Source organism: Syntrophomonas curvata (assembly GCF_052976825.1).
In genome coordinates this window covers 141617-158234 of the sequence record NZ_CM129641.1, presented here as the reverse complement: position 1 = coordinate 158234, position 16618 = coordinate 141617, and the positions used below count along the sequence as shown (strand labels likewise).

General features: G+C 49.4%; 16 protein-coding genes. 6 read left to right on the top strand and 10 right to left on the bottom strand.

Annotated features, from left to right (window positions below; genetic code table 11):
* Positions 1-15 precede the first annotated feature (15 nt).
* From ACU70B_RS00840 to ACU70B_RS00830, 3 genes are all read left to right on the top strand, one after another.
* Positions 16-258: a hypothetical protein gene (locus ACU70B_RS00840; RefSeq protein WP_447184477.1), complete on the top strand. Its 243-nt coding sequence runs from the start codon at positions 16-18 to the stop codon at positions 256-258.
* Positions 251-1402: a Ger(x)C family spore germination protein gene (locus tag ACU70B_RS00835; protein ID WP_447184476.1), complete on the top strand. Its 1152-nt coding sequence runs from the start codon at positions 251-253 to the stop codon at positions 1400-1402. The genes ACU70B_RS00840 and ACU70B_RS00835 overlap by 8 nt, the downstream gene beginning before the upstream one ends.
* A 366-nt stretch (positions 1403-1768) precedes the next feature.
* Complete coding sequence (locus ACU70B_RS00830) at positions 1769-2839, top strand: GerAB/ArcD/ProY family transporter (protein WP_447184475.1); 1071 nt, start codon at positions 1769-1771, stop codon at positions 2837-2839.
* A 12-nt stretch (positions 2840-2851) separates the two neighbouring features.
* On the opposite strand, the gene mfd is transcribed toward ACU70B_RS00830, so the two are convergent.
* The 6 genes from mfd to glmU form a co-directional block, all read right to left on the bottom strand.
* A complete protein-coding gene (mfd, locus tag ACU70B_RS00825; protein WP_447184474.1) occupies positions 2852-6061 on the bottom strand; it encodes a transcription-repair coupling factor in 3210 nt (1069 codons plus the stop codon).
* Between the two features lie 121 nt (positions 6062-6182).
* Positions 6183-6347: a hypothetical protein gene (locus ACU70B_RS00820; protein WP_447184473.1), complete on the bottom strand. Its 165-nt coding sequence runs from the start codon at positions 6345-6347 to the stop codon at positions 6183-6185.
* 182 nt (positions 6348-6529) lie between these two features.
* A complete protein-coding gene (gene pth / locus ACU70B_RS00815; protein ID WP_447184472.1) occupies positions 6530-7081 on the bottom strand; it encodes an aminoacyl-tRNA hydrolase in 552 nt (183 codons plus the stop codon).
* 71 nt (positions 7082-7152) lie between these two features.
* Entirely contained in the window at positions 7153-7785 is a 633-nt protein-coding gene (locus ACU70B_RS00810) for a 50S ribosomal protein L25 (RefSeq protein WP_447184471.1), read from the bottom strand.
* Positions 7786-7873: 88 nt separating this feature from the next.
* The gene (locus tag ACU70B_RS00805) at positions 7874-8827 is read right to left on the bottom strand and encodes a ribose-phosphate diphosphokinase (protein ID WP_447184470.1); all 954 of its coding nucleotides are present in this window, start codon (positions 8825-8827) and stop codon (positions 7874-7876) included.
* A gap of 53 nt (positions 8828-8880) precedes the next feature.
* Positions 8881-10248 (bottom strand): bifunctional UDP-N-acetylglucosamine diphosphorylase/glucosamine-1-phosphate N-acetyltransferase GlmU, encoded by a 1368-nt coding sequence (glmU, locus tag ACU70B_RS00800; protein WP_447184469.1) that lies wholly within the window; start codon positions 10246-10248, stop codon positions 8881-8883.
* Positions 10249-10581: 333 nt separating this feature from the next.
* On the opposite strand from glmU, the gene ACU70B_RS00795 reads away from it, so the two are divergent.
* The gene (locus ACU70B_RS00795) at positions 10582-11292 is read left to right on the top strand and encodes a response regulator transcription factor (protein ID WP_447184468.1); all 711 of its coding nucleotides are present in this window, start codon (positions 10582-10584) and stop codon (positions 11290-11292) included.
* Positions 11276-12670: a HAMP domain-containing sensor histidine kinase gene (locus ACU70B_RS00790; protein WP_447184467.1), complete on the top strand. Its 1395-nt coding sequence runs from the start codon at positions 11276-11278 to the stop codon at positions 12668-12670. The genes ACU70B_RS00795 and ACU70B_RS00790 overlap by 17 nt, the downstream gene beginning before the upstream one ends.
* Here ACU70B_RS00790 and ACU70B_RS00785 read toward each other — a convergent pair.
* The 4 genes from ACU70B_RS00785 to spoIIR form a co-directional block, all read right to left on the bottom strand.
* A complete protein-coding gene (locus tag ACU70B_RS00785) occupies positions 12667-13443 on the bottom strand; it encodes a nucleotidyltransferase family protein (RefSeq protein ID WP_447184466.1) in 777 nt (258 codons plus the stop codon). The genes ACU70B_RS00790 and ACU70B_RS00785 overlap by 4 nt on opposite strands.
* Before the next feature lie 13 nt (positions 13444-13456).
* On the bottom strand, positions 13457-14152 hold the full coding sequence (locus ACU70B_RS00780; RefSeq protein ID WP_447184465.1) for a GntR family transcriptional regulator: 696 nt from the start codon (positions 14150-14152) through the stop codon (positions 13457-13459).
* Position 14153: 1 nt separating this feature from the next.
* Complete coding sequence (gene ispE, locus ACU70B_RS00775; RefSeq protein ID WP_447184464.1) at positions 14154-15065, bottom strand: 4-(cytidine 5'-diphospho)-2-C-methyl-D-erythritol kinase; 912 nt, start codon at positions 15063-15065, stop codon at positions 14154-14156.
* A 289-nt stretch (positions 15066-15354) separates the two neighbouring features.
* A complete protein-coding gene (spoIIR, locus tag ACU70B_RS00770) occupies positions 15355-15924 on the bottom strand; it encodes a stage II sporulation protein R (protein ID WP_447184463.1) in 570 nt (189 codons plus the stop codon).
* A gap of 204 nt (positions 15925-16128) precedes the next feature.
* Here spoIIR and ACU70B_RS00765 point away from each other — a divergent pair, with 204 nt between their 5' ends.
* On the top strand, positions 16129-16617 hold the full coding sequence (locus tag ACU70B_RS00765; protein WP_447184462.1) for a hypothetical protein: 489 nt from the start codon (positions 16129-16131) through the stop codon (positions 16615-16617).
* The last annotated feature ends 1 nt before the right edge of the window (position 16618 follow it).

Sequence of the window (16618 nt, the reverse complement as noted above, 5' to 3'; positions counted from 1 at the left end):
ATATGGAGGCTCAAAGTGCTTGCGATCCTTATCTTTATTTTTATTGTGGTTTTGGCCCTGGAACTGCCAACCCTTTTGCGGCAGCGTCGCTACCATGCCCTGGCGGTTTTCTTGTTCTTTTACCTGGTCGGAGTATATTTGGCCCTGGCCCAATTTTACGGCTGGAACATCTATAACCCTATCGAGACTCTATTGACCATGTTGGGCGCTCTTCCCGCACCTGGTATGGAAGCACTGGCGAGGTGGGCCTGTGTATAGACATATAACCGCAGCGCTCCTCATTTCAATTCTGACTATGAACTGCTGCGGCTGCTGGAATCTGACTGAGGTTAACAACACGGCTATCGTAGCCGGTCTGGGAGCTGATGTGCTGGATGACGGGCAGATGCATTTTTCGGTACAGGTGGAAACCGCCTCTGCTGCCGCCGAGGGCGAACCGGTAAAGCCGAAAAATACGGTTCTAACCAGCACCGGCCGGACTATAACCGAAGCTGCCCGCAATATCACTTTAATCATGCCCCGCGTCCCGCTCTGGCCCCATGCCAGCAGTCTGGTCATAGGAGAGCAGCTGGCCCGTAGCGACTTGGCCCGGATAGCCGACTTTCTCGCCCGTAATCGCAATGTACGTATGGATTCAACCATGCTGGTAGCTAAAAACGCCAGACCCGACCAAGTCTTTTCCGTCAATGACCCCCTTACCGGGTGTTCGGCTCGCTGCCTGGAGGATTTGTTGGATTTTGAAGAAACTACCCGGGGAAGCTATGTCTCCGTTACCATAGCGGAGTTCTTATTCAAGCTTGCTACTCCGGGGGTTGACCCGGTACTGCCTATGTTGGCGACAGCTACCTCCAAATCGGGCCCAATCTTAAAACTGCAGGGAACCGCCCTTTTCCGGGAACGCCATATGGTGGGAGCCTTAAATGAAAGGGAAAGCCGTGGCTTCCGCTGGCTATGCCCGGTAAAGAACAGGGGGGGGCTGCTGGTGACCAGCATGCCCCAGGGAAAAGGAAGGGTTGCCTTTGAACCGATAAAGTTCAGCTGCAAGCAGCTTCCCCGTTCCCAGAACGGGCTGGTAGTTATGGATATTGAAATCAACGCGATACTTAATTTTTATGAACAGCAAGGAGATAATAAACTGATAGGGCTATATCAGCGGCGGGATTTGGAGATAGCCGCCGCCCGGGAAATCAGGAAAGAAGTCCGGGCCTGCATAGATAAGGCTCAGACCCTCAATAGCGATATCCTGGGATGGGGGCGAATCATTTACCGCCATCATCCTGTCCAGTGGGAAAAGATGCAGGGCAACTGGGAGCAATTGTACCCGCAAGTCAAGGCTAATATTAGGGTAAACTGCCGGGTAGACAAGACTTACCTGAGTGCCAGTTCTTTTAAATTCAGATAGTTTTGAAGGAGGAATACTTATTATCGGGTTAATGATAGTTTTTACGCTTCTAATAGCCCTATTTGAAGGTCCGGCAATCCTCAGGAGGAAAGAGTGGAAAGAAATACTGACGGTGGCTGTCCTGGTTCTTTTATCCTGGGCCTATGGAGTAGATTATTCCCTTCAGCTTCACCTTTTGCCTGACCCCAAAGCTCTGGTTTATAAGATTTTTCCCCTGGGACAGCAGTACGAAAATTTCTTTCATTTGAGATATTAGGCACCGTTTTAGACGGACGGTTAAAAACACAGGGGGAAAAGAACTTTTAAAGCAGATTGGGGCTACTTTTCCCGGGAAGTTTTTCACCAGACTTTGAGGAGATGGATATTATGCAGAGTACAACTCTGTCCTCCCGGCAGGCTGCCTTTATATTATTCATGATCCTGGTAGGCAACGCTCTGGTTCTGGCGCCTGCTACCGCTGCAGGACGCAGCGCCTGGATATCCAACCTGCTGGCAGCGCTGGTAGGCCTGTATATAATTGCTGTTATAATAGGTGTGCAGAAGGCTTTTCCGGGTCAGAGCATAATAAAAACCACCGAGCTCTGTCTGGGTAAACTGGCAGGCAAGCTTTTAAATTTTATTTATATTACCGCGATTTTATACGCTACCATAGTGTACCTCTTCGATGCCTGTATTATCATCAGAACCATATTGCCCTTTGTTACCTGCAACATACTGCGGCCTTTGATGATGCTGGCTGCTGCTTACTGCATCTATAAAGGGGTAAATGCAGTAGGCCGGCTAACTGAAGTATTGGCGCCTGTGGTATTGCTGCTGGTCATCATGAGCTTTATCCTTATGTTTATCGTAACCGACTTCAGCCGCTTGCAGCCGGTATTGGCTGACTGGAAAGCCCTGCTGGGAGGGGTCATTGAAAGTGCCGGCTGGCCCTATTCCAGCATCAGCAGCCTGGCCCTGTTCCTCCCCTTTGTAAATGATTTAGCTGAAAAGAAGCGCCCTATATACATCTGCTATCTGGCGGGAGTTTCGGTCGTTGCCCTGAGAAGCCTTCTAATCATGGCCGTGCTGGGTCCTGAGATGACTATCCTGCTCCGATTCCCTCTTTATTCATCACTGCGCACGCTGGCCCTGGCTGATTTTCAAAGGGTGGAACTGTTCTTTTTCATCCTCTGGTTTATTTGCGGGTTTACCGTGCTGATGATAAACTACCTGGCTGCATCCCTGGCCCTGAAGGATTACATAGAACTCCCCCGCCTTAACCCCCTGGTTCTTCCCCTGGGTTTTTTTCTTACGGTGATATCCCTTTATATGTACAATTCGGATATGGAATTTTATGCTCTGGGTTCAGTCACAACGCCGTTAATAAGCCTTACTGTTAATCTGCTGTATCTGACGGTAATACTGATAGCTGTCAAGCTGCGAAAGCAGACCGGCTAAAGAACTATCCATCTATATTATCTGCAGAATTTCACCCAGGGCCTGTAAAGAAGCAGAGCCGTCCAGATTAAGTACGAGGGTATGGTCATTAAGCCGGCGAAATTTAAACTCCCGGCTTACGGCGCTAAGATGCGAAGGCAGCTTGCCGACCGTCTTAATCTCCACCTCGCGGCCTTTGCGGCGCAGGGATTTTATATCCTTGTTACGTGCCATAATGCGCAATGACGCTATTTGCAGGAAATTTTCCACCGGCTGGGGGGGATGGCCAAAACGGTCCCACAGTTCACTGCGTATTTCTTCTATCTCCTGCTGTTCATTGGCCAGCAGAAGGCGCCGGTAAAGCCGCATTTTAGCGCCAGAGTCGGGAATATAGGCTTCCGGTATATAATAGTCGACATCAATATCCATCTGGGTAGTGATTTCCTCCCGGGGGCTTTGCCCTTTAAGCCGGGCGGTCTCCTGTTCCAGCAGACGGCAGTAAAGGTCAAAACCTACGGCATGTATATAGCCGTGCTGCTCCGGTCCCAGGATGTTGCCCGCTCCCCTTATTTCCAGATCCCGCAGGGCTATCTTCATCCCCGAACCCAGCTCGTTGAATTCCCGAACGGCATTGAGGCGCTTCTGCGCCGTTTCGGTAATAATTCTATCCGGGCGGTAAGTGAGATAAGCATAGGCGATACGGTCAGACCGCCCCACCCTTCCTCGCAGCTGGTATAGCTGGGCCAGCCCCATTTTATCAGCCTCGTCAATTATGATGGTATTGACATTGGGCATATCCAGACCCGACTCGATTATAGTGGTACAGAGAAAAATCTGGTATTTTCCTTGCAGGAAGTCCATCACCATACGGGAAAGTTCATCTTCTCTCATCCTGCCGTGTCCAACCGCTATCTTCACATCAGGAAGGATTTCCTGCAGATGTTCATACACCCGGTAAATATCCTCTATGCGGTTGTGGACAAAGAATACCTGGCCCTGACGTTCCAGTTCGCTTTCTATCGCCCGGGAGACTATATCATCGTTATATTCCAGCACATAGGTGGTAATCGGGTAACGCTCCGGGGGCGGGGTCTCTATTATGCTCAAATCGCGCAGACCGGTTAACGCCATATGCAGGCTGCGGGGAATGGGGGTAGCAGATAGAGATACTACGTCTACCGTTTCTTTTAATGCCTTGATTTTTTCTTTCTGAGCTACGCCGAAGCGGTGCTCCTCATCAACCACTAAAAGGCCTAGGTCTTTGAATTGTATATCTCGCGACAGCAGGCGGTGGGTGCCGATAACGACATCGGTCACCCCTTTTTTGATATCGGCAATGATTCGCTTCTGCTCACTGCCGGAGCGAAAACGGCTTAATACCTCTATGGTGCAGGGGTACTCCTGAAAGCGCTCGCTGAAGGTCTGGTGATGCTGCTCGGCCAGAACCGTGGTGGGAACCAGCACGGCTACCTGCTTCCCGTCCATGACAGCCTTGAAAACTGCGCGCATGGCAACCTCGGTCTTGCCGTAACCCACGTCTCCGCAGACCAAGCGGTCCATGGGGCGTCTGCCTTCCATATCCTGTTTAACATCATTTATGCTCTTTAGCTGATCCGGGGTTTCCTCATAAGGAAAAGCCTGTTCGAATTCCCGCTGCCAGGGGGTATCCGGCGAAAAGGTATAGCCTTCACTGGCCTCCCGGCTGGCATAAAGGCGCAGGAGGTCTTCGGCCATTTCCCGGATAGATTCGGAAACCTTCCTCCGGGTGCGCTCCCATTCACTGCCTCCCAATTTGCTCAGGCGGGGGGCCTTCTCTTCCGCGGTGGTATATTTATAAAGCAAATCCAGCTTTTCTACCGGCAGGTAGAGTTTGTCGGTTCCGGCATATTGCAGAAGAATATACTCCCGGGTTACCCCATCATTTCCTACCTGGGTTACGCCGCGGAAGATACCTATACCGTAATTCTCATGGACTACGTAATCTCCCAGCTTCAGATCCTCCAGGAGTATGCGTTCCTGGGACTTCTTACGCTGATGAGCGCCGCGCCCGGAGGCTTTACCCCATATGTCCTTTTCGGCAACCAGCGCAGCCTTCAGGGTTTGACTGACAAAGCCTTTTTCCACCGTACGGTTGAGAAAACCCGCCGCATTTATATGCTGATCAAGGAGTTCCTTCTGTATTTGCTCGCGGGCTACTTTGCTTTTGACCGCCAGTTGCACCAGATAGCCTTTTTCCTGCCATTCCTTAAGCCGGCCGTAAAGCATACTGAGATTGGCATAGAAGGGCTCCATCTCCTGCTGGGAGATATGCTCCATCAGGGCAACCGGCACCTGGGGGATATTACCGGGGAAAAAGGAATGGTACAGACTCGGCCGGGATTTTATGGCCTCTTGCAGGTTTTCCAATTCCATTACGACCGGTTCCCGGATCATCTTGCCTTCCCGCCTTGCCTCGCGCACAAACTCCCGGTGGCGCTTCAAATTCTTATCATATAAACGGTAAAAATCTCGGGCCTCGTCCAGAAACAATACGGTATTGGCAGGCAGGTAGTCCATAAGTGTGCTCTGCGGCTGCTCTCCATACAGTTCATCAGCCGGGGTAATTCTTACAAGGTCTTCCTTTTTGCCGGACCGCTGGCTGCCTATGTCAAAACGGCGGATAGAGTCGACAAAATCGCCGAAAAACTCTACTCTCAAGGCTTCTTTTACAGCCGGGGGAAAAACATCCAGTATACCTCCCCGAACAGCGAACTCGCCTGGCCTGCTTACGGTAGTAACCCTGTTATAGCCGCTGTCAACCAGTCTTTGTAAGATTGTCTGCAACTGCTGTTCATCTCCCGGATGCAGTTGCAGGGTGGCAGCCTGCATTTGCCGGGGGCTGACCAGATAATACATAAGGGCTGCCGGAGTAGCAATGATTATTCCGCTGCGAACCGGATGCTGCAAGCATTCCTGCAGGCTGAGGATGCGGCCTGTTTCCACTTGGGAATAGTTTTCTTTCATAAATACGAAATCCCGGCCCAGAAACATAAATATGCGTTCGGGCTCCATAAACCCCTGCAGTTCACGATTCAGGTCATAGGCTTTTTCTTCCCCTGCGACCAGGCACAGCATTTTTCCAGGCAGCGTTTTAAGTAATTCGGCCAGCACAAAACTCCGGGCGCTTCCCGCCAGCCCGGTTATTATTGCATTATTATTGTTCTGCAGGCACCTTGATACCTGCTGCAAGATTTCTATATGCAAAGGTTTAGGTAAACCCCCCCATCGGTAAAGGTGGACGCCTGCTGCAGACCTCCACGTATTCATTATTATTTAATAGATCCAGACAACGTAACGGAACTTCCCATTGCAGGGAAATCAATCCCTAGCTATAAAAATGCTGTCCCCTGCTGTTGAAGGTCTCGCCTATTCCCAGTTCGCTGGCGCAGTCATCGCAAGTTCCGTTTAACTGTACAGCACCTTCAGGGCCCTCCACCTCTATAGTGGAGTAAATCTGCTGACAATACTCACAAATATGGTATATCTTCATTATGCCTGCTCCTTCAAGGTTCCAGTGTAAACTTTCCCAGGAAGGTGTAACCGCAATATGGAATAAAAGAGGGTAGGATGCACATTATAGCTAAACCTTCCGCTCATTCACACAAGGTTATTCACAGAACCTTTAGATTTTATTAATATTCTCCCTGAGATTACAGGCAAATATACTGCTGATTAATTATACTCATTCATGGCCCGGTCTATGCCTTGCCTTACCCAGCACTCCAGGGCATCGCCAGTACGGTCAAGGGCCTGTTTAATGAGTTTCTGCTCGGCCGTACTGAATTTCCCCAATACCCAGTCAATGGCCTCATCGTCCGGGCGGCCTATACCGATACGGATACGGGCAAATTCTTTGCTCCCCAGACGCTCAATGATCGAAGTCATTCCCTTATGTCCCCCGCTGCCTCCCTGAGCCCGCAGGCGTACGGCGCCGGGAGCTAAATCCATATCATCGTAAACCACTATGAGCTCAGCCAGATCCAGCTTAAACCAACGCATAAGGGGCTGAACCGCCTTACCGCTAAGGTTCATATAGGTCAGCGGTTTTACCAGCAAAACCTTCTCCCCGTCAATACGCATATGCCCGATGATGGAATCGAAACGACTCTCTTCTTTTTCAATAGTATGGCGCCGGGCCAGTTCTTCCAGTGCCCGAAATCCTATGTTATGCCGGGTATCACTATATTTTCTCCCCGGATTCCCCAGCCCCACGATTACTTTCATACTCCTACCCTCAAGTTATTCTTCCGTCAAAAAAGGATTGAGCGCGAGGCCCAATCCTTTTTCAGCAGTAATTATTCGCCTTCGGCTTCTGCAGTTTCTCCGGCTTCGGCGGCAGTCTCTCCCTCTTCTACCCCGGTAGCGGCTCGGGATGGAGCCAATACCGTAACTATCAGGGTGTCCGGCTCGCTAAGCATCTCCACCCCTGCCGGCACCGTTAAGTCGGCCGCCGTAATCTTATCCCCAATTTCCAGTGTGCCCACATCACAGGTCAGGCCTTCCGGAATATCCTGAGGCAGACATAAGACCTCAATCTCCTTGGTACCCACTTGCAGGATACCACCTTTTTTGATCAGTTCTTCTTCACCAGTAATGTAAACACCTACGGTATTGTTTATCTTCTCATCCATACTAACTTTCCAAAAGTCCACATGAATAAGCTGACCGGTAATGGGGTGTCTTTGTATTTCCCGCACTACCGCCATAAGGGCCTTGCCATTGCCGCCTATTTGTAAAGAAAAAAGACCTCGCGAACCATGGTTTTGAAAAATCCGGGTAAGATGGCGCAGGTCAAGAGAAATAGCCTGGTTGCCCATTCCCTTGCCGTATACCGTTCCGGGTATAAACCCACGACGTTTCAATTCTTTCAGGTAGCCCCTGGTGCCTAATTCTCTTGGTGAGCAGTTTATTTTTTCTGCATTAACCATAACATCACTCCCTTAATTAAATGCATACCAGGCTGCACTTATTAAGTAGTAATTATACCAGTTTAAGCTACTGATGTCCAAAATCTGGCTAGCCCTCAAAAAGCTTGCTTACCGACAGGTCTTCGTGAATTCTGAGAATAGCCTCTCCAATAAGCGGAGCTACGGAAAGAACCGTAATATTGGGGAGTTTTTTCTCGTCGCTTAACGGTATGGTATTGGTAACCACAATCTCTTCGAAAGGCGCCTTGGAAATCCGGTCTATGGCCGGTCCGGAAAACACCGGGTGGGTACAGCAGCCGTATACTTTTAAGGCCCCTTTTTCTTTCATCACTTTGGCTGCAGTGCACAGGGTTCCCGCGGTATCTATAATATCATCCACAATTATGACTGATTTCCCATTCACATCACCAATTACATTCATTACTTCCGATACATTAGGCTCAGGTCGACGCTTGTCCACAATAGCCAAAGGCGCGCCCAACTTTTCGGCCAAATCCCGGGCCCGGGTCACACCACCGACATCGGGGGATAGAATAACAGCATTCTCGTTTAAACCGCGAGCCTTAAAATATTCAGCTATCGTGGGCACTCCAGGCAGATGGTCTACCGGGATATCATAAAAGCCCTGGATCTGAGTGGCATGCAAATCCACTGCTACCACCCGCTGGGCACCAGCCTCTGTAATCAGGTTGGAAACCAGTTTGGCGGTAATGGGATCGCGCGCTCTGGTTTTACGATCCTGCCGGGCATAGCCGTAATAGGGAATAACTGCATTTATACGGGACGCAGAGGCTCTCCGGAAAGCATCAATCATGATGAGGAGTTCCATCAAATTTTCATTAACCAAGGTACAGGTTGGTTGAATTACAAAAACATCTACCCCGCGAACACTTTCATCAATCACACAATTTATTTCCCCGTCCGAAAAGCGCGAAACTTTTGCATCTCCGATGGGCATTCCCAGGTATTTAGCTATTTCCTCAGCTAGGCAGGGGTTGGCGTTCCCGGTAAATAGTTTCATCCTCCACCTGGATGCTTTCATTGTATTAACCTCCTATAAAATTCTCCTTGCATATGGTCATGCTTTAAAGCAGTTTAATCGCTGGTTTTGCTTTTATTTATTTTTTTTAAATTTCTTTGTTCAGCCCGTTCCACGGCCAGGGTGTTGGCAGGAACATCCCGGGTGATGGTTGACCCTGCTCCGGTTATAGAGTCTTCCCCAACAGTGACCGGGGCAACCAGATTGGTGTTACTGCCTATAAATACCCGGTCTTCCAGTATGGTACGGTGTTTGTTTTTTCCGTCATAATTACAGGTTATGGTGCCTGCACCTACATTAACCCCTTTGCCCAGCAGGGCATCTCCGACATAACTGAGGTGGGGTACCTTGCTGCCCGCACCGATGCGGGATTTTTTTATTTCTACAAAGTCCCCTACTTTAACATCTTCATGCAGCTCGGCTTCAGGCCTGAGATAAGCAAAGGGTCCAATATTGCAGCGGTCGGCTATACGAGCCTGATTAACCCGCGAATTTTCAATTACTACATCATTGCCTATGAGGGAATCATTTATACGGCTGTGAGGTCCGATAACACAGTTCTGCCCTATGCGGGTCTGCCCTTCGATGATGGTGAAGGGGTACACTACTGTATCCATGCCGATTTCTACCTGGCTGTCGATAAAAGTGGTCTCCGGAGCCATTATGGTAACCCCGTTTCTCATCAATGCCTGGTTTTGCTTCTGGCGGATTATGCTTTCGGCCCGGGCAAGCTGAACCCGGTCGTTAATACCATGAATCTGGTCTGTTTCTTCTATAGCCATTACGGCTACCTTGTGCCCGCCTTGTTTTAATAGGGGTAAAACATCGGTCAAATAATATTCGCCCTGCGCATTGGCGGTATTGATTCGGGCCAGTGCTTTAAATACCGGTTGGGCCTGAAAGCAATACATACCCGTATTTATTTCTGTTATCCTCTTCTCTTCCGGACTGGCGTCTTTTTCTTCAGCAATGCGCTCAAGTCCCCCATCGGCCTCGCGTATGATACGGCCATAGCCATAAGGCTCCGGCAGAAAAGCACTGAGTACAGTGGCTTCGGCCCCTTGTTGCCGGTGATATGCCAGCAGTTTTTTGACAGTTGCAGCTTCCAGCAAGGGGGTATCGCCGGCCAGAACTATCAGGGTGCTGGCGGGATCGATGTTGTTTTGAGCCTGCATCAGAGCATGTCCAGTGCCCAATTGCTGTTCCTGCACCACAAAATGCAGGTTCTCTCCTCTCAGGGCTTCCTCCACTATTTCCCGGCCATGCCCTACCACCAGGGTAATATCACTAATTCCGGCTTCTCTGACCGCATTGACCACATACCATATCATGGGCCGCCCTGCCACCCGATGAACTACCTTGGGCATTTGGGAACGCATACGAACCCCCTTGCCCGCAGCCAGGATAATTGCTGAATAACTCACTTGTAAATCCACCTTTTTACCTAATATAAAAAATAACTATACTAATATTGTTTTTATCTTTAATATATGCCAGTGTGTATAAGGCCGGGAATCAAATCTCACAGTCAATTGTATTATACCTTTTATCAGAAAGAATGAAAAATTTTTCACAGGCTTGAGCGTTCTTGTTTTTCCCTGCAAATCCGGCTTAAAGCAGCCTACCCCTACAATCCGGGGCGGGCGCATAAAAATTCTCTATAGGAGGCCGGGATGAGTTTTCCCGTCTTCTCGGCCTGAGGTTCGGTGGATGAGACTTGAACGGGAGTGTTAAGATAAGGTTAATGGAGGAGTTGCATGATGGCCTATAGACTGCTGCTGGTGGACGATGAAGACAAAATTCTTTCCATGCTTGAAAATTATCTCGGCCAGGAAGGCTTTGAAACTGCCCGGGCGAGTAACGGACGCGAAGCTTTGGAGATTTTCCGTCAGCAGAGCTTCGATTTGATCGTCCTGGATTTAATGCTGCCCCAAGTCAACGGTCTGGAAGTATGCAAGGAAATCCGCCGTTTTAGTGAAGTTCCTATTATTATCCTTACCGCCAAAGGTGATGAAATCGATAAGCTGCTGGGGCTGGAACTGGGTGCCGACGATTATGTCAGCAAACCTTTCAGCTTGCGCGAACTCAGTGCCCGTATCAAAGCAGTATTGCGACGCAGCAAAAGCTCATCCGCCGGCGGAAGCTCCTCGATGGCAATAGCCAACCTGCGGCTGGAACCGGCTCGTTTTGAATTGTTTGTTGAGGACAATCCGGTTGCGCTAACCCCTACAGAATTTAAGCTGATTTTTTCCCTGCTGGAACACCCCGGTCAGGTTTTGAGCCGCTTGCAGCTTTTGGAAAGGGCTTACGGCGATATCTACGAAGGTTATGAACGCTCTATTGACACCCATATAAGCAACTTGCGCCGCAAGCTGGAGAAGGCCGGCAGCAGGCTCGGCATCAAGTCGGTCTACGGTATCGGCTATAAGGTGGAAAAGGAGGGAAACGGGCATGAAGATATCTCATAGGCTGGCTCTATCCATGGCGGCCATGGCGGTGCTTTCGGTCTTCCTCCTGGCAGGATTGATTTATAATTCCACCAGCAACATTTTCTCCCGCTATATAGATCGCAGCATCTCCGTTCAATGCCAGCATTGGGCAGGTTCCCTGACCGCCTATTATGCTGCCCGGGGCAGTTGGGATGGCTTGCAGAGCTACCTGCAGAGTTCGACCGGAGATATTGCCGTACCTGGCCACCATTTCCGCGGCCGCGGCCTGGGCATGAGCTCCCAACGCTATCTGATGGGTAGTGAAGTAGTGGTAGTGGATGCCAGTCATCAGGTAGTCGGCGATTCCAACGGTACCAGGCTGGGCAGAACCTTGAGCAGTAAGGATTGGCAAAATGCTTATCCTTTGTTGATAGATAATATGTATATCGGCAGCGTTATCTTTTTCAATGCCGGGGTCAGCCGCCTGGGGGACCTGGAAGTGGATTTTCTGCATAATATGAGTCGGGCCACCCTCCTGGCCGCCCTGCTGACTCTAATTATTGCGATTCTGGCGGCAATTTTTATCAGCCATAAAATAAGTCACCCCATAAGCGATTTGGTTCGGGCTACCAACCAGTTGGCCGAAGGCCGCTGGCAAACCCGGGCCCCGGTTGGAGGAGACCAGGAATTTGCAGTTCTGGCCGATAATTTTAATCTTATGGCTCAAAAGCTGGAAGAAGCCCAGAACCGGAGAGAAAATATGACTGCCGATATTATTCACGAATTGAAAACCCCCCTGTCCATTTTGCGGGGCAACCTGGAATCGCTGCAGAGCGGAGCGCTAAACCCTTCCGAGGAAACCTATCTCTCACTGCAGGATGAGGTTATTCGCCTCTCCAAGCTGGTGGATGACCTGGAGGTGCTGAGCCGGGTGGAAAGCGGCCGGCTGGCTCTAAATCTTAAGGCATGTGAACTGCCGCCGTTGCTGGATGCACTGTTTCCCATAATCAATACTCTGGAATTGCAGGGCAAAAATTTTAGCAGCGAGATAGCAGACGATGTACCTGCTCTTTATGTGGATAAAGACCGGATATTGCAGGTGCTGATTAATCTGCTCAGCAATGCCATGGCCTATACCCCGGAAGGCGGCACTATCAAACTGGCTGCCGGTAAGGGCGAGGGCGGTTTTGTCCACATAGCTATAAGTGATTCGGGAAAAGGTATTGAGGAGCAGGATTTAGAGCATATATTTGACCGCTTTTACCGGGCGGAGCGTTCCCGCTCCAGGCGCCTGGGGGGAACCGGGCTGGGGCTGGCCATAGCGCGGGGTTTTGTCGAGGCGCATCAGGGCAAGATCTGGGCTGAAAGCACCCCGGGACAGGGCAGCACCTTCCACCTCCTGCTCCCGGCAGCCTAAAATTTTACTCCGGCCAGATATTTTTGGGCCAGTTCCAGATCGCTGGGCTTATCTACGTCTACACCTACTTCGGCATAAGGAGATATTACAGCCTTGCCTCTAATCCCCAGCACTTCGTAGAATCTTTTTTCCACGGTCTCAATGCTCAGACGCCGGATAATGTATTTCCAAACCAGGCCAAAGCCAAATAGTTTGGCCATGGCCAGAGGGTTTTTCCTGCGCTCCACCAGTTTTAATGCTATATCCAGCACCTGTTCAAACAATGCTGATCTTAATATAAACAGGTTGCCCCCGGTAAAAATACCGTCTTTAATATTAACATAGGTGCGGGCAACCCCGGGGAATTTGGCTTCGTTTACCTCCTTGCAGGTTACCGGGTAATAGAAATCAGCCTCGCTTGCTTGTGCCTGTTTTATAAAGTCGTCAATAGCTTCAGTAGTAATAAAAGGTATATCCGAAGGCATTATTAAAACCTGCTCACTGATACCTTTTTCCTGTAGTATTTCCATACCGTGGGCAAAGCTTTCTATGGCATTTTCGCCTCCATTTACAAAGAAAAGCCGCTCTTCCCGGGCAAATATATTGCGTAAAGCTTCGGTGGGCCCGCTGATAACAATATTCCTTACGAAGCTCGATTGCCTCAGGGCCCTATAAACATAGTAAATCATAGGGTAATTGCCGATTATAATCAGAGCTTCATTATCATAGGGAGCTATTTTTTTTAGTTCGCTGCTGCTTTCTCCCCCCGCCAGGATGATGGCGTCGTATTGCATACTTATACCTCCGTTAATCAGCTATGGGAAATCCGTCCTTTTTTATAGACTCAATCATACTGTTTTCCGCATTCTCGATATGATCCTGAGCTGCCTGGCGGGCTCCCGGCACATCACGCGCCTGAATGGCCTCCACGATAAGACGGTGTTCTTCCAGGGACTGCTTCATTCGGCCCGGATAGGCCAGAGACGTAGCCCGGAAGCGTTGAATCTGTTCACGCAGGTTGTTTATTATGGTAAAAAGGCGTTCATTACGGCTGGCCCGGTATACGGCTTCATGGAACTGGGTATCAATCTCCACCAGACGAACCATATCGTTGTGGGCTATGGCGTCAGCTTTTTCCACCAGGTGCCTCTCCAGGTATTCCATTTCCTCTTCCGTTATCCGTTCTGCGGCCAGTCCTGCAGCCAGAGCCTCCAGTGCGGCTCTGATTTCAAATACATCGGCTATATCTTTGAATGAAATATCGGCTACATAGGCCCCTTTGCGAGGAACCATTACAATGAAACCCTCCAGTTCCAGTTTACGCAAGGCCTCCCGGATAGGTGTGCGGGATACCCCCAGTTCTTCAGCCAGCTGTATTTCCATGAGCCTTTCCCGCGGCTTTAAGGCCCCGCTTATTATAGCTTCTCTGATGGCCTCCAAGACAAGTTCCCGCAGGGGTTTGTAGGAATCAAGATTTACCGGCAGCAGTCTTTTCTCTTGCACTTCAATCACCTCTTCCATAGGATGAAACCAGGTATACTTCCCGGTAGTCCTGCTTAAACTCCGTAAATGCCTGGCGGGCTGTTGCTTCATCGGGGAAAATGCCGAATACGCTTGGTCCGCTGCCGGACATCAGGGCGTTAATAGCTCCCTGTTCTTTCATTCTGGCCTTGACTATTCCTATCTCCGGCTTTTTCCTGATACTGACCGACTCCAGCACATTACCCATATAAGTTGCTATACTAATAATATCGTTATTATACCATGCCTGCAAAAAGCTTCTGGTATCAGGGGATTGGTTGACTGCCTGCAGGCCAAACTCCGCGTAGATCTGGGCGGTAGACAGCTGAAATCCCGGCTTGACCAATAAGATAAAGGGAATGGTCTTGGCGGGCAGGGGTTCAAGTATTTCCCCCCGTCCCCGGGCTATAGCCGTAGCTCCAGGGCTCATCAAGACTCCGGAATAATGCTCTGTATAATGCTCAGGCAAGCAGAAGGGTACATCGGAGCCAACAGCAGCAGCCAGTTCAAGCAAATCCTGACAGGAAAACCGGCTGCCGTAAAGGTAGTTAATTCCGGCCAGCACGGCGGCGGCGTCAGTACTGCCCCCGGCCAAGCCGGCTCCTATCGGTATGTTTTTCTCGATAAATATCTTGATCCCGGCTCCCGGGCCACATTTTTTGAGAATGGCAAGCGCTGCCTTATAAGCCAGGTTATCTTCACCAACAGGAATTTCGCTGCTGCTGGTTGCAAGTTCAATTCCTTGATCCCATATTTCCAGCGCTATCCGGTCAAAAAGATTAATCTGGTGCATAACGGTTTCCAATTCGTGATAGCCATCATCCCGTTTCCCGATCACGTCCAGGGTAAGGTTTATTTTAGCCGGAGCTTCTAAGATTATTCTATTTCGCATCATTTACTGCTCCTGTATTTTTTTAATTATATAACTAAAATTCCACTCAACCAATATTTTTCCTGCCATAGCTTAAGCAGCAGTGTTTTTCCGATATGAAAAACGGGGAACGGCTGGGCCGTTCCCCGGGGTTAGGGGGGAATGTAATGAGATTTAAGAAAATAAAGGGAAAGTATTGTCAGCCCTCTGTCAAGTGCAGGGGCAAATCTGAGTTACCGGTTCATCATCCAACTTCGCTTAACCACCTATAAAAGAATACTCCATTCCTTTACAGGGCTGTCACATAACTAGCTTAATTTCCAGATAATTTAACCTTCATCCCCCGTGGGATTAGTTCCAGGCATTTCAGACTGACCTGAGCCTCGGAGGGGCTACTAAGACTCAGGCCCTGGTCAGAGGAGGAAACCATACACAGGGGCGGAAACAGGACACACCACCAGTTTTTGCCTTCCCCTCCTCCCAGCACCACTCTCACCGCTTCGTATCGCCCCTGGGGAAATACCACATTGCCGTAACTCTTGGTTGGGAAATCAAATTCTCCTATATAAACTGCTACCGGGTAGTTATACCCCCGGGCAGCTACCACCGACTCAGCCAGTTCTTTTATCTCCTCCTGTTTATTTATGGCAATAGAGCGGGCTTCTTCCGCACTTTTTACATCAGCGAATTCATTACCCATATGAGCAACGATGCGATCCTTGACCTCCAGTTTTAAAGCCTGATCCGCCGGGCTGTCGCTGTTAGCTATTACATGCAGCCTTAATACGCTTTTATTTAAGGGCTGGCCCCAGGCCATCAGAGTATATGCTCCCAACAGGGTCACGCATAATACGATGGCGATAGTCAGGCATTTTTTAAACATAAGTTGTCTCCCCCTCTCTGATACTAAAAATTATTTCCTAAATAATAAGATTTAAACCTCCAATATTATTTCCGCTGTGCTGTCACAGATATTTCGATATATTACTCTAATTCGGCAAGAATTATAGCGTAAATTGTCGTTGAAAAAGACCTTCTTTATTTATAGACTATAAGCGGAGGGTATAGCTAGAGAGGTGTGATCTCCTTGAACTGCAGAATACAAGTCTTATTTGAGATGGCAGCAACGGCTGCGCACCCATCCATAATGAAAAGTATTATTTCTTATATGGATCGCAATATGGTGCCGCTTTGCTATAAAAAACCTGAACTTTTGGCGCAAGAAATCAATGGCGTGCTCAATAATATGACCAATGGCTACCATATCATCAACTCTGTCCCGGAAAATTTGGAAGAGCAGCAGCTCTATATTGATTTGCAGATGGAAAAAAGTGATGAAATGGGTGTGGTGTACCTGCAGGGTCGTTTCCGGGTATTTGTTATCCAAACCGAGGAGCCGGTTATAGAAGACGTCTTTAATATAATCGCTAGCCCGGGGCCGCAGTTGGAGGCTCTCAACCGCCAGCTATATCTTTATGGCGAGACTCTTGACCGCAAACTTTTTCCCGGCAGCAAAAAAACGCGCTTGGCGTCCAGTCACCCGATCCTGCCCCAGGCGAGCATGGTTAACCTGTAAT